The organism is Enterobacter sp. 4974935 (genome assembly GCF_058661735.1).
On the sequence record NZ_JBZWGT010000003.1, the window covers coordinates 4,523,274 to 4,536,540 of the forward strand.

The 13,267-nt window shown below is 55.9% G+C and carries 10 protein-coding genes, 2 tRNA genes and 2 rRNA genes; 12 read left to right on the forward strand and 2 right to left on the reverse strand.

Annotated features, from left to right (window positions below):
* The first annotated feature begins 68 nt into the window (after positions 1-68).
* The 4 genes from AC4OVS_RS22850 to AC4OVS_RS22865 all read left to right on the forward strand — a co-directional run bounded on the left by AC4OVS_RS22850 (position 69) and on the right by AC4OVS_RS22865 (position 3,419).
* Positions 69-2,973, forward strand: a 23S ribosomal RNA gene (locus AC4OVS_RS22850).
* A gap of 69 nt (positions 2,974-3,042) precedes the next feature.
* Positions 3,043-3,158, forward strand: a 5S ribosomal RNA gene (rrf, locus tag AC4OVS_RS22855).
* Positions 3,159-3,213: 55 nt separating this feature from the next.
* A tRNA-Asp gene (locus AC4OVS_RS22860) sits at positions 3,214-3,290 on the forward strand.
* Between the two features lie 53 nt (positions 3,291-3,343).
* Positions 3,344-3,419 (forward strand) — tRNA-Trp (locus AC4OVS_RS22865).
* Positions 3,420-3,519: 100 nt separating this feature from the next.
* Here the strand turns inward: AC4OVS_RS22865 and hdfR are convergent.
* Positions 3,520-4,341 carry an HTH-type transcriptional regulator HdfR gene (gene hdfR / locus AC4OVS_RS22870; protein WP_022649779.1) on the reverse strand — a complete coding sequence of 274 codons (822 nt, stop codon included), beginning with the start codon at positions 4,339-4,341 and terminating at the stop codon, positions 3,520-3,522.
* Positions 4,342-4,459: 118 nt separating this feature from the next.
* Between hdfR and AC4OVS_RS22875 the strand changes: the two genes are divergently transcribed.
* Positions 4,460-4,798, forward strand: coding sequence for a MaoP family protein (locus tag AC4OVS_RS22875; RefSeq protein WP_006808641.1), 339 nt, complete (start codon positions 4,460-4,462; stop codon positions 4,796-4,798).
* 27 nt (positions 4,799-4,825) lie between these two features.
* On the opposite strand, the gene AC4OVS_RS22880 is transcribed toward AC4OVS_RS22875, so the two are convergent.
* The gene (locus AC4OVS_RS22880) at positions 4,826-6,346 is read right to left on the reverse strand and encodes a YifB family Mg chelatase-like AAA ATPase (RefSeq protein ID WP_491922737.1); all 1,521 of its coding nucleotides are present in this window, start codon (positions 6,344-6,346) and stop codon (positions 4,826-4,828) included.
* Between the two features lie 341 nt (positions 6,347-6,687).
* Between AC4OVS_RS22880 and ilvL the strand changes: the two genes are divergently transcribed.
* From ilvL to ilvA, 7 genes are all read left to right on the forward strand, one after another.
* Positions 6,688-6,786, forward strand: coding sequence for an ilv operon leader peptide (ilvL, locus tag AC4OVS_RS22885; protein ID WP_001311244.1), 99 nt, complete (start codon positions 6,688-6,690; stop codon positions 6,784-6,786).
* 86 nt (positions 6,787-6,872) lie between these two features.
* Positions 6,873-6,923, forward strand: a complete 51-nt coding sequence (ilvX, locus tag AC4OVS_RS22890; RefSeq protein ID WP_166792073.1) for a peptide IlvX — start codon at positions 6,873-6,875, stop codon at positions 6,921-6,923.
* Between the two features lie 2 nt (positions 6,924-6,925).
* Positions 6,926-8,572: an acetolactate synthase 2 catalytic subunit gene (gene ilvG, locus AC4OVS_RS22895; RefSeq protein ID WP_023298882.1), complete on the forward strand. Its 1,647-nt coding sequence runs from the start codon at positions 6,926-6,928 to the stop codon at positions 8,570-8,572.
* On the forward strand, positions 8,569-8,832 hold the full coding sequence (gene ilvM / locus AC4OVS_RS22900; protein WP_003860184.1) for an acetolactate synthase 2 small subunit: 264 nt from the start codon (positions 8,569-8,571) through the stop codon (positions 8,830-8,832). The genes ilvG and ilvM overlap by 4 nt, the downstream gene beginning before the upstream one ends.
* A gap of 18 nt (positions 8,833-8,850) precedes the next feature.
* A complete protein-coding gene (gene ilvE / locus AC4OVS_RS22905; protein ID WP_003860182.1) occupies positions 8,851-9,780 on the forward strand; it encodes a branched-chain-amino-acid transaminase in 930 nt (309 codons plus the stop codon).
* A gap of 60 nt (positions 9,781-9,840) precedes the next feature.
* Positions 9,841-11,691, forward strand: a complete 1,851-nt coding sequence (gene ilvD, locus AC4OVS_RS22910; protein ID WP_022649775.1) for a dihydroxy-acid dehydratase — start codon at positions 9,841-9,843, stop codon at positions 11,689-11,691.
* A gap of 2 nt (positions 11,692-11,693) precedes the next feature.
* Positions 11,694-13,238 (forward strand): threonine ammonia-lyase, biosynthetic, encoded by a 1,545-nt coding sequence (ilvA, locus tag AC4OVS_RS22915; protein WP_491922769.1) that lies wholly within the window; start codon positions 11,694-11,696, stop codon positions 13,236-13,238.
* Positions 13,239-13,267 lie beyond the last annotated feature (29 nt).

Sequence of the window (13,267 nt, forward strand, 5' to 3'; positions counted from 1 at the left end):
ATCTTTAATGGTGTGTTCGAGTCTCTCAAATTTTCGCAATCATGAAGTGAAACATCTTCGGGTTGTGAGGTTAAGCGACTAAGCGTACACGGTGGATGCCCTGGCAGTCAGAGGCGATGAAGGACGTGCTAATCTGCGAAAAGCGCCGGCGAGGTGATATGAACCTTTGACCCGGCGATGTCCGAATGGGGAAACCCAGTGCAATCCGTTGCACTATCGTTAACTGAATACATAGGTTAACGAGGCGAACCGGGGGAACTGAAACATCTAAGTACCCCGAGGAAAAGAAATCAACCGAGATTCCCCCAGTAGCGGCGAGCGAACGGGGAGCAGCCCGGAGTCTGAATCAGCTTGTGTGTTAGTGGAACGGTCTGGAAAGTCCGACGGTACAGGGTGATAGTCCCGTACACGAAAGCACACATGCTGTGAACTCGAAGAGTAGGGCGGGACACGTGGTATCCTGTCTGAATATGGGGGGACCATCCTCCAAGGCTAAATACTCCTGACTGACCGATAGTGAACCAGTACCGTGAGGGAAAGGCGAAAAGAACCCCGGCGAGGGGAGTGAAAAAGAACCTGAAACCGTGTACGTACAAGCAGTGGGAGCCTCTTTATGGGGTGACTGCGTACCTTTTGTATAATGGGTCAGCGACTTATATTCTGTAGCAAGGTTAACCGTATAGGGGAGCCGAAGGGAAACCGAGTCTTAACTGGGCGTTAAGTTGCAGGGTATAGACCCGAAACCCGGTGATCTAGCCATGGGCAGGTTGAAGGTTGGGTAACACTAACTGGAGGACCGAACCGACTAATGTTGAAAAATTAGCGGATGACCTGTGGCTGGGGGTGAAAGGCCAATCAAACCGGGAGATAGCTGGTTCTCCCCGAAAGCTATTTAGGTAGCGCCTCGTGAATTCATCTTCGGGGGTAGAGCACTGTTTCGGCTAGGGGGCCATCCCGGCTTACCAACCCGATGCAAACTACGAATACCGAAGAATGTTATCACGGGAGACACACGGCGGGTGCTAACGTCCGTCGTGAAGAGGGAAACAACCCAGACCGCCAGCTAAGGTCCCAAAGTCATGGTTAAGTGGGAAACGATGTGGGAAGGCACAGACAGCCAGGATGTTGGCTTAGAAGCAGCCATCATTTAAAGAAAGCGTAATAGCTCACTGGTCGAGTCGGCCTGCGCGGAAGATGTAACGGGGCTAAACCATGCACCGAAGCTGCGGCAGCGACACTATGTGTTGTTGGGTAGGGGAGCGTTCTGTAAGCCGTTGAAGGTGTGCTGTGAGGCATGCTGGAGGTATCAGAAGTGCGAATGCTGACATAAGTAACGATAAAGCGGGTGAAAAGCCCGCTCGCCGGAAGACCAAGGGTTCCTGTCCAACGTTAATCGGGGCAGGGTGAGTCGACCCCTAAGGCGAGGCCGAAAGGCGTAGTCGATGGGAAACAGGTTAATATTCCTGTACTTGGTGTTACTGCGAAGGGGGGACGGAGAAGGCTATGTCAGCCGGGCGACGGTTGTCCCGGTTTAAGCATGTAGGCGGAGGTTCCAGGTAAATCCGGTACCTTGTTAACGCTGAGGTGTGATGACGAGGCACTACGGTGCTGAAGTGATAAATGCCCTGCTTCCAGGAAAAGCCTCTAAGCATCAGGTAACACGAAATCGTACCCCAAACCGACACAGGTGGTCAGGTAGAGAATACCAAGGCGCTTGAGAGAACTCGGGTGAAGGAACTAGGCAAAATGGTGCCGTAACTTCGGGAGAAGGCACGCTGATATGTAGGTGAGGTCCCTGCGGACGGAGCTGAAATCAGTCGAAGATACCAGCTGGCTGCAACTGTTTATTAAAAACACAGCACTGTGCAAACACGAAAGTGGACGTATACGGTGTGACGCCTGCCCGGTGCCGGAAGGTTAATTGATGGGGTCAGCGGCAACGCGAAGCTCTTGATCGAAGCCCCGGTAAACGGCGGCCGTAACTATAACGGTCCTAAGGTAGCGAAATTCCTTGTCGGGTAAGTTCCGACCTGCACGAATGGCGTAATGATGGCCAGGCTGTCTCCACCCGAGACTCAGTGAAATTGAACTCGCTGTGAAGATGCAGTGTACCCGCGGCAAGACGGAAAGACCCCGTGAACCTTTACTATAGCTTGACACTGAACACTGGTCCTTGATGTGTAGGATAGGTGGGAGGCTTTGAAGCGTGGACGCCAGTCTGCGTGGAGCCAACCTTGAAATACCACCCTTTAATGGCTGGTGTTCTAACGTAGACCCGTAATCCGGGTTGCGGACAGTGTCTGGTGGGTAGTTTGACTGGGGCGGTCTCCTCCCAAAGAGTAACGGAGGAGCACGAAGGTTGGCTAATCCTGGTCGGACATCAGGAGGTTAGTGCAATGGCATAAGCCAGCTTGACTGCGAGCGTGACGGCGCGAGCAGGTGCGAAAGCAGGTCATAGTGATCCGGTGGTTCTGAATGGAAGGGCCATCGCTCAACGGATAAAAGGTACTCCGGGGATAACAGGCTGATACCGCCCAAGAGTTCATATCGACGGCGGTGTTTGGCACCTCGATGTCGGCTCATCACATCCTGGGGCTGAAGTAGGTCCCAAGGGTATGGCTGTTCGCCATTTAAAGTGGTACGCGAGCTGGGTTTAGAACGTCGTGAGACAGTTCGGTCCCTATCTGCCGTGGGCGCTGGAGAATTGAGGGGGGCTGCTCCTAGTACGAGAGGACCGGAGTGGACGCATCACTGGTGTTCGGGTTGTCATGCCAATGGCACTGCCCGGTAGCTAAATGCGGAAGAGATAAGTGCTGAAAGCATCTAAGCACGAAACTTGCCCCGAGATGAGTTCTCCCTGAGACCTTGAGTCTCCTGAAGGAACGTTGAAGACGACGACGTTGATAGGTCGGGTGTGTAAGCGCAGCGATGCGTTGAGCTAACCGATACTAATGAACCGTGAGGCTTAACCTTACAACGCCGAAGCTGTTTCGGCGAAGAGACAGACACGATTTTCAGCCTGATACAGATTAACAGAATTTGCCTGGCGGCTTTAGCGCGGTGGTCCCACCTGACCCCATGCCGAACTCAGAAGTGAAACGCCGTAGCGCCGATGGTAGTGTGGGGTCTCCCCATGTGAGAGTAGGGAACTGCCAGGCATCAAATTAAGTAGTAAGCCGGTGCATTAATCCGGTGGTTACAGAAGTATTCGGTGGAGCGGTAGTTCAGTCGGTTAGAATACCTGCCTGTCACGCAGGGGGTCGCGGGTTCGAGTCCCGTCCGTTCCGCCACTTATTAAGACATTAAGCCTGCCCAAAGGGCAGGCTTAATGGCAAAAAAATTTAGGGGCGTAGCTCAGTTGGTAGAGCACCGGTCTCCAAAACCGGGTGTCGCGAGTTCGAGTCTCTCCGCCCCTGCCATATAGAATCCTTTGCTTCGGCAAAGGATTTTTTTTTGCCTGCAAAACGACTCAACACCTTCCTGAAGAATAAGCAGCCTGCGTTTCCGCAGGCTTTTGCGTTAATCCAGTATGCTGGTTTTTAACAGATCTTTTATCTGCGACTGCTTATCGCTGTTTTGCAGCCAAATGGCATACAGCGGCCTGGAGAGCGTTGTTGAATCGGTGACAACATGGAGTGCAGGTTTATTATCCGCCCAGCGAACAGGTAACCATGTACAGCCTTTCAGTGTGGGAAGATGCTGGCATGCGATCTCCGCAGAGCTTGTCGTGAGTTGCGGGATATCATCGCTGGCAATTAACCCCGTCTCGTGCTGCTGAAAATCAGGCCCCCATTCCAGGCGTAAATAATTCAGGTCGGCCTTCATCATTGCAGGCTCGGATGCATAGAGCGCCAGGCTAAACTGTCCAACAATCTGGCTGCTAAATTCATCCATCTTGGGGGCTTCTGTGGTGATCAGCAGATCAAGCTGCCGCTCGTGGAGTTGCTTAACCAGCGACTGGCGTTGCGCAATCCTCGCCTCAAATTGCAGATGGTTGTGTGTGCGATATAGCCGCATAAGCCACTGGCTGAGCATGCATTCCCATAGTGAAGCGCTGGCACCGATCGAGAATTCATTATGCCGGGATGTGTGCGCAACCTCCTTTCGCGCTGCCTGCCAGGTATTCATCAGGGTTTCTGCATAAGGCAATAGCTTTTCACCGGCCGGGGTTAGACGAATATTGTTGCGATGGCGGGTAAAAAGGTTCACACCCAGTTGATTTTCCAGCTGTCGAATACGAAAACTGACTGCTGACTGCGTCAGGTAGAGGGCTTCAGCTGCTCGCCCAAAGTGTCGCGTTCTGCTCACTTCGAGGAAAGTTTTTAGCAATTCCGTATCCACATCTTTCTCCACAAAATTATTTGTCGTTATGATTTAAATGTTTTGTTTTACACTCTGTCAAGCGTAACTAATACTCCGCGCCATAAATAGCTCGGCCAAAGAATTAGGAGCGTGTAGGATGGCGGAAAGCTTTACGACGACTAATCGTTTTTTCGATAATAAACATTATCCGCGCGGGTTCTCTCGTCACGGCGATTTCACTATCAAAGAAGCTCAACTTCTTGAGCGCCATGGTTATGCCTTTAACGAGCTGGATCTGGGTAAGCGCGAACCGGCAACCGAAGATGAAAAACAATTTGTCTCTGTTTGTCGTGGTGAGCGTGAGCCGCAGTCTGATGCAGAACGTGTATGGATCAAGTATATGGCTCGCATTAAGCGTCCTAAGCGTTTCCATACGCTGTCTGGCGGCAAGCCGCAGATGGAAGGTGCAGAAGACTACACCGAGTCTGACGATTAAGAAGAGAAGGGGCTACGGCCCCTTTTTTTATGCCAGCATTTTTTGCAGATGCAACAGCAGCCGATCGATCGCACGGTAGCTTAATGCCTCCTGCAAATGTCGCCTCTCTATTCCGGGGCAGCCCTCCACGTCAGCGACCGTGCGCGCAACTTTCAACAAACGCTGCCACGCGCGAATGGATAACCCAAACCGCGTCAGTGTCTCTTCCAGCCAGCCTGCATCTTCGGCGTTGAGAGAGCAAAACTGTCGGATCCCGCTGTTATCCAGCCGGGCATTCAGCCTGTTCTGACGAGCATACTGCCGCGCCTGAGCCGCAATAACCCGTTCTCGCACCGCTGCTGAGCTTTCGCCTTTGATACCGGTTTGCCTCAGCAGACCGGGCGGTGGCAGGGGGATCTCGAGAGATAAATCAAAACGGTCGAGGAAGGGGCCGGACAGCTTACTCAGATAGCGCAGCGTCTGCTCCGGCGTACAGCGGTTATGGTTGCCCTGATAATGGCCCGTTGGGCTAGGGTTCATCGCGGCGACCAGCTGAAACTGCGCAGGGTAGCTTATTTTGGCGCGTGTACGAGACAGATGGATTTCGCCGGATTCAATCGGCTCCCGCAACGCATCCAGCACGCGGCGTTCAAACTCTGGCAATTCATCCAGGAACAGAATGCCGTTGTGTGCCAGTGAGATTTCACCAGGTCCGGGAATTGAGCCCCCGCCCACCATCGCGGTAAGAGACGCACTGTGGTGTGGCGAGCGGAAAGGACGGCGGCGCCACTGTTTATGCAGCGATATTGAACTGACCAGGCTAAATATCGCGGCGCTTTCCAGCGCTTCGTGATTATTGAGGGGGGGCAGCAGGCCGCTCAACCTGCTCGCCAGCATCGTTTTCCCCGTGCCTGGTGGACCTATCAGTAGCAGGTTATGCCCACCCGCGGCCGTTATTTCTAACGCCCGCTTACCCTGTTCCTGACCCATAATATCGCTGAGGTCATCGGGAGAATCTGACACTACCTCCTCATTCTCCTGCGGCTCGGCAAGCTCGTGTCGGCCTTCCAGCCAGGCGCAAACCTCCTGCAAATGTCCCGCGACAAGACACCCCTTTTCGGCGATAAGGCTGACTTCAGAGGCATTTTCATTGGCCACAATGATTTGCCTTCCCGCGCGTATGGCTTCAAGCGCACCCGAGATTGCTCCGGGAACGCCTCTTAACGCGCCTGTAAGCGCTAATTCACCCACGAACTCGCACGAGCTTAACCCTGGCGTATTGAGCTGTTCAGAAGCCGCGAGAAGCGCTATAGCAATAGGTAAATCATATCGCCCTCCCTCCTTTGGCAAATCGGCGGGCGCAAGGTTGATGGTGATCTTCTTCGCCGGAAAAGCATAACCGCTATTAATAATTGCGCTGCGCACGCGATCCCTGGCCTCCTTAACGGTCGTTTCGGGTAAGCCGACCAGCGTCAGTCCGGGCAGTCCATTACTTAAATGAACCTCTACAGAAATAAGCGGTGCCTTCACGCCGATGGCCGCGCGTGTATAAACAACTGACAGTGACATAAGCCCCTCCTTGGCGGTAACTATGCCAGCATCATTTTTTCCTGTTTAGCGCTAATTCACTGAAATACGGCGCTCGTTCCAGCCTTTTAGCGGCTAAATGTAATCATTACATGTCGGTGGAATCGGCCTCGCAGAAAAGAAATCATGCGCGCCTTGCCTGATGAAACAGGACAAAAAAATGAAAAATCTTCATTTCTATTTTTTCCCTATATAAAACAACGATTTTGAAAGAAATAGTTCGCCTGCTACAGAAATGGGTCATAAAAAAATCTTGTGTCAGATGAAATATCTGTGGTAACTCTTTAGGTATTCCTTCGAACAAGATGCAAAAAGAACTGAAAATGACAGCCCTTCTACGAGTGATTAGCCTGGTCGTGATTAGCGTGGTGGTGATTATTATCCCACCGTGCGGGGCTGCACTTGGACGAGGAAAGGCTTAGAAATCAAGCCTTAACGAACTAAGACCCCCGCACCGAAAGGTCCGGGGGTTTTTTTATGACTAAAAAACTTAAATGAGGAGCAGAGAATGACGACTAGCACAAAATTCTGTTTCTCCAGATTTATGACGGGGAACTAACTATGAATGGGGCACAATGGGTAGTACATGCGTTGCGCGCGCAGGGAGTCGAAACCGTATTCGGTTATCCGGGTGGCGCAATTATGCCGATTTACGATGCACTGTATGACGGCGGCGTGGAACACCTCTTGTGCCGACACGAGCAGGGCGCAGCGATGGCCGCCATCGGTTATGCCCGTGCGACCGGTAAAACCGGCGTCTGTATGGCCACCTCCGGTCCGGGCGCAACGAACCTGATCACCGGCCTGGCTGACGCGCTGCTCGATTCCGTACCCGTGGTGGCGATTACCGGCCAGGTGGCCTCTCCGTTCATCGGCACCGATGCTTTCCAGGAAGTGGATGTGCTCGGTTTATCGCTTGCCTGCACCAAACACAGCTTCCTCGTTCAGTCTCTTGAAGAGCTGCCGCGCGTGATGGCCGAAGCGTTCGAGGTTGCCAGCTCTGGCCGTCCTGGCCCGGTTCTGGTAGATATCCCGAAAGATATTCAGGTTGCACTCGGCGATCTGGAACCGCACTTCTCCACCGTTGAAAGCGACGACGTGTTTCCCCATGCGGAGGTTGAAGAGGCTCGCCAGATGCTGGCGCAGGCGAAACAGCCGATGCTGTATGTAGGCGGCGGCGTGGGCATGGCGCAGGCCGTTCCTGCCCTGCGCGAATTTATCGCAGTAACGCAAATGCCCGCCACCTGCACGCTGAAAGGATTGGGCGCGGTCGACGCGGACTATCCATACTATTTGGGCATGTTAGGGATGCACGGCACCAAAGCGGCAAACCTGGCAGTGCAGGAGTGTGACCTGCTCATCGCCGTCGGCGCCCGTTTTGACGACCGCGTCACCGGCAAGCTGAATACCTTTGCGCCGAACGCCAAAGTGATCCATATGGACATCGACCCGGCGGAGATGAACAAACTGCGTCAGGCGCATGTCGCGTTGCAGGGCGATCTCAACGCGCTGTTACCGGCGCTGGAGCAGCCGCTGGATATCAACCCATGGCGTCAGCACACCGCCGATATGCGCGCTGAACACGCCTGGCGTTACGACCACCCCGGCGAGGCCATCTATGCGCCGCTATTGTTGAAACAGTTGTCCGACCGCAAACCCGCAGACAGCGTGGTGACGACGGATGTCGGCCAGCATCAGATGTGGTCAGCCCAGCACATGACCTACACCCGCCCGGAGAACTTCATCACCTCGAGCGGCTTAGGCACGATGGGCTTCGGCCTGCCCGCTGCCGTGGGCGCACAGGTTGCCCGCCCGAACGATACCGTTATCTGTATCTCCGGTGACGGCTCCTTCATGATGAACGTCCAGGAGCTCGGCACCGTGAAGCGTAAGCAGTTACCGCTGAAAATCGTTTTGCTCGATAACCAGCGTTTGGGCATGGTTCGCCAGTGGCAGCAGCTGTTCTTCCAGGAGCGTTACAGCGAAACGACCCTGACCGACAACCCCGATTTCCTCACCCTGGCCAGCGCCTTCGGCATTCCTGGCCAGCACATCACCCGTAAAGACCAGGTTGAAGCGGCACTCGACACCATGCTGTCAAGCGAAGGGCCATACCTGCTTCATGTCTCAATCGACGAGCTTGAGAACGTCTGGCCGTTGGTACCGCCCGGTGCCAGTAACTCACAAATGCTGGAGAAATTATCATGATGCAACATCAGGTCGCCGTGCAGGCTCGCTTCAACCCGGAAACGTTAGAACGCGTATTGCGTGTGGTCCGTCACCGTGGTTTTCAGATTTGCTCTATGAATATGGAAACGGCCACGGATGCACAAAATATCAGTATCGAATTAACCGTTGCCAGCCCGCGGCCGGTCGACTTACTGTTTAGTCAGTTATCAAAACTGGTAGACGTTGCCCATGTTGCCATCTGCCAGAGCACAACCACATCACAACAAATCCGCGCTTAAGCGTGACAGGACGAAAAAATGACGACAAAAAAAGCTGATTACATTTGGTTCAATGGTGAGATGGTTCGCTGGGAAGACGCGAAAGTTCACGTGATGTCCCACGCGCTGCACTACGGCACCTCCGTGTTTGAAGGCATCCGTTGCTACGATTCTCACAAAGGACCAGTGGTGTTCCGCCATCGCGAACACATGCAGCGTCTGCATGACTCAGCCAAAATTTATCGTTTCCCGGTCTCCCAAAGCGTTGATGAGCTGATGGAAGCCTGCCGCGAGGTGATCCGCCAGAACAAACTGACCAGTGCCTATATTCGTCCGCTGGTCTTCGTGGGTGATGTCGGCATGGGTGTCAATCCGCCCGCTGGCTATAACACCGATGTGATCATTGCTGCGTTCCCGTGGGGCGCCTACCTGGGCGCGGAAGCACTGGATCAGGGGATCGACGCAATGGTTTCTTCCTGGAACCGCGTGGCACCAAACACTATCCCGACCGCGGCTAAAGCGGGCGGTAACTACCTCTCCTCACTGCTGGTTGGCAGCGAAGCGCGCCGTCACGGTTACCAGGAAGGTATCGCGCTCGATGTAAATGGCTACATCTCCGAAGGTGCGGGCGAAAACCTGTTTGAAGTGAAAGACGGCATTCTGTTCACCCCGCCGTTCACCTCGTCCGCGCTGCCGGGCATCACCCGCGACGCCATCATCAAGCTGGCAAAAGATCTGGGTATCGAAGTACGCGAGCAGGTGCTGTCCCGCGAATCCCTGTACCTGGCTGACGAAGTGTTCATGTCCGGTACCGCGGCTGAAATTACACCGGTGCGTAGCGTCGACGGCATTCAGGTGGGCGAAGGCCGCTGTGGTCCGGTCACCAAACGCATTCAGCAAGCCTTCTTCGGCCTGTTCACCGGCGAAACAGAAGACAAATACGGCTGGTTGGATCAGGTTAATCACTAAATATAAATTTGGGACGGCACGCACCGTCCCATTTAATAGTCAGACGGGAGTAAATAAAGCATGCCTAAGTATCGTTCAGCCACCACCACCCACGGCCGTAATATGGCGGGTGCCCGCGCACTGTGGCGCGCCACCGGAATGACCGACGCCGATTTCGGCAAGCCAATTATCGCCGTGGTGAACTCCTTCACCCAGTTTGTGCCGGGCCACGTGCACCTGCGCGATCTCGGTAAGCTGGTTGCCGAGCAAATCGAAGCCTCCGGCGGCGTGGCGAAAGAGTTCAACACCATTGCGGTGGATGACGGTATCGCAATGGGCCACGGGGGGATGCTCTATTCACTGCCGTCGCGCGAGCTGATCGCCGACTCGGTGGAGTACATGGTTAACGCCCACTGCGCCGATGCGATGGTCTGTATCTCCAACTGCGACAAAATCACCCCGGGGATGCTGATGGCCTCCCTGCGCCTGAACATTCCGGTGATCTTCGTTTCCGGCGGCCCGATGGAAGCGGGTAAAACCAAGCTTTCCGACAAAATCATCAAGCTCGACCTGGTCGATGCCATGATCCAGGGCGCGGACCCGAAAGTCTCTGACGAGCAGAGCGACCAGGTGGAACGCTCCGCGTGTCCGACCTGCGGCTCCTGTTCCGGGATGTTCACCGCCAACTCCATGAACTGCCTGACCGAAGCGCTGGGCCTTTCTCAGCCGGGTAACGGCTCGTTGCTGGCGACCCACGCCGACCGTAAGCAGCTGTTCCTTAACGCGGGCAAGCGCATCGTTGAGCTGACCAAACGCTACTACGAGCAGGACGACGCCAGCGCGCTGCCGCGCAACATCGCCAGTAAAGCGGCGTTCGAAAACGCCATGACGCTGGATATCGCCATGGGCGGTTCCACCAACACCGTTCTGCACCTGCTGGCCGCCGCGCAGGAAGCCGAAATCGACTTCACCATGAGCGACATCGACAAGCTCTCCCGCAAAGTGCCGCAGCTGTGTAAAGTCGCGCCGAGTACCCAGAAGTACCATATGGAAGACGTGCATCGTGCTGGTGGTGTCATCGGTATCCTCGGCGAGCTGGATCGCGCAGGGCTGCTGAACCGCAACGTGAAAAATGTGCTCGGCCTGACGCTGCCGGAGTCGCTGGACCAGTACGACGTGATGCTGACCAAAGACGACGCGGTGAAAAAGATGTTCCGCGCCGGTCCGGCAGGTATTCGCACCACGCAGGCGTTCTCGCAGGATTGCCGCTGGGACACGCTGGATGACGATCGCGCCGAAGGCTGCATCCGCTCGCTGGAACATGCCTACAGCAAAGACGGCGGTCTGGCCGTGCTGTACGGTAACTTTGCGGAAAACGGCTGCATCGTGAAAACCGCAGGCGTGGACGACAGCATTCTCAAATTCACCGGTCCGGCAAAAGTGTATGAAAGCCAGGACGAGGCGGTAGACGCTATCCTCGGTGGCAAAGTGGTGGAAGGCGACGTGGTGGTCATTCGCTACGAAGGGCCGAAAGGCGGTCCGGGCATGCAGGAGATGCTCTACCCGACTACCTTCCTGAAATCGATGGGCCTCGGCAAAGCCTGCGCGCTGATCACCGACGGTCGTTTCTCTGGCGGCACGTCAGGCCTCTCCATTGGCCACGTCTCCCCGGAAGCGGCAAGCGGCGGCAATATCGCGATCATCGAAGATGGCGACCTGATCGAAATCGACATTCCGAACCGCGGCATTCAGCTGAAGCTGAGTGACCAGGAGATTGCGGCCCGTCGTGAAGCGCAGGAAGCCCGCGGCGACAAAGCCTGGACGCCGAAAGACCGCCAGCGCGAAGTCTCCTTCGCCCTGCGTGCCTACGCGAGTCTTGCCACCAGTGCAGATAAAGGCGCGGTGCGCGATAAATCTAAACTTGGGGGCTAATGATGGCCGAGTCACAACCCTTATCCGCCGCCCCCGAGGGGGCGGAATACCTGAGAGCGGTGCTGCGCGCGCCGGTCTATGAAGCCGTGCAGGTCACGCCCCTGCAAAAAATGGACAAACTCTCCTCGCGCCTCGACAACGTCATTCTGGTGAAGCGCGAAGACAGGCAGCCGGTGCACAGCTTCAAGCTGCGCGGCGCCTACGCGATGATGGCCGGGCTGACGGATGAGGAGAAAGCGCGCGGCGTCATTACCGCGTCGGCGGGCAACCACGCGCAGGGCGTGGCGTTCTCCGCGGCCCGTTTAGGGCTGAAAGCGCTGATCGTGATGCCGGTTGCCACGGCGGATATCAAAGTCGACGCGGTGCGCGGTTTTGGCGGGGAAGTGCTGCTCCACGGCGCGAATTTTGACGAAGCGAAAGCCAAAGCGATTGAGCTGGCGCAGCAGCAGGGCTTCACCTGGGTCCCGCCGTTCGATCACCCGATGGTGATTGCCGGGCAGGGTACGCTGGCGCTGGAACTGTTGCAGCAGGATGCCCATCTCGACCGCGTTTTCGTTCCGGTGGGCGGCGGTGGCTTAGCCGCTGGTGTGGCGGTGCTGATCAAACAGCTAATGCCGCAGATCAAAGTGATTGCGGTTGAAGCGGAAGACTCCGCTTGCCTGAAGGCGGCGCTGGACGCCGGACATCCGGTGGATCTGCCGCGCGTCGGGCTGTTTGCCGAGGGCGTGGCGGTGAAGCGCATTGGCGACGAAACCTTCCGCCTGTGCCGGGAATATCTCGACGATATCGTCACCGTCGACAGCGACGCTATCTGCGCGGCGATGAAAGATCTGTTCGAAGACGTTCGGGCGGTGGCGGAACCGTCCGGCGCGCTGGCGCTGGCGGGGATGAAGAAATACATCGCCCAGCACAACATTCGCGGCGAGCGTCTGGCGCACGTGCTTTCCGGTGCCAACGTGAACTTCCACGGCCTGCGCTACGTGTCCGAGCGTTGCGAGCTCGGCGAACAGCGTGAAGCGCTGCTGGCGGTGACCATTCCGGAAGAGAAGGGCAGCTTCCTGAAGTTCTGTCAGCTGCTGGGCGGTCGTTCGGTGACGGAGTTTAACTACCGCTTTGCCGATGCCAAAGACGCCTGCATTTTTGTCGGCGTGCGTCTGAGCCGCGGCGTGGAGGAGCGCAAAGAGATCCTCAACCTGCTGCATGAGGGCGGCTATAGCGTGGTCGATCTCTCCGACGACGAGATGGCGAAGCTGCACGTGCGTTACATGGTCGGCGGCCGTCCTTCGAAGCCGCTCAGGGAACGCCTGTTCAGCTTTGAGTTCCCGGAATCGCCGGGCGCGTTGCTCAAGTTCCTGCACACGCTGGGCACGCACTGGAACATCTCCCTGTTCCACTACCGCAGCCACGGTACCGACTACGGCCGCGTGCTGGCGGCGTTTGAACTGGGCGAGCACGAGCCGGATTTCGAAACGCGGTTGAACGAGCTGGGCTATGAGTGTCACGATGAAACCCACAACCCGGCGTTCCGCTTCTTCCTGGCAGGCTAAGGGTTGAGCGGCAAGTAGGCCGGGTAAGC

Coding starts and splice junctions, on each gene's coding strand:
- AC4OVS_RS22875 (WP_006808641.1), top strand. CDS start 4,460: ATGGCGGAAAGCTTTACGACGACTAATCGTTTTTTCGATAATAAACAT.
- AC4OVS_RS22880 (WP_491922737.1), bottom strand. CDS start 6,346: ATGTCACTGTCAGTTGTTTATACACGCGCGGCCATCGGCGTGAAGGCA.
- ilvL (WP_001311244.1), top strand. CDS start 6,688: ATGACAGCCCTTCTACGAGTGATTAGCCTGGTCGTGATTAGCGTGGTG.
- ilvG (WP_023298882.1), top strand. CDS start 6,926: ATGAATGGGGCACAATGGGTAGTACATGCGTTGCGCGCGCAGGGAGTC.
- ilvM (WP_003860184.1), top strand. CDS start 8,569: ATGATGCAACATCAGGTCGCCGTGCAGGCTCGCTTCAACCCGGAAACG.
- ilvE (WP_003860182.1), top strand. CDS start 8,851: ATGACGACAAAAAAAGCTGATTACATTTGGTTCAATGGTGAGATGGTT.
- ilvD (WP_022649775.1), top strand. CDS start 9,841: ATGCCTAAGTATCGTTCAGCCACCACCACCCACGGCCGTAATATGGCG.
- ilvA (WP_491922769.1), top strand. CDS start 11,694: ATGGCCGAGTCACAACCCTTATCCGCCGCCCCCGAGGGGGCGGAATAC.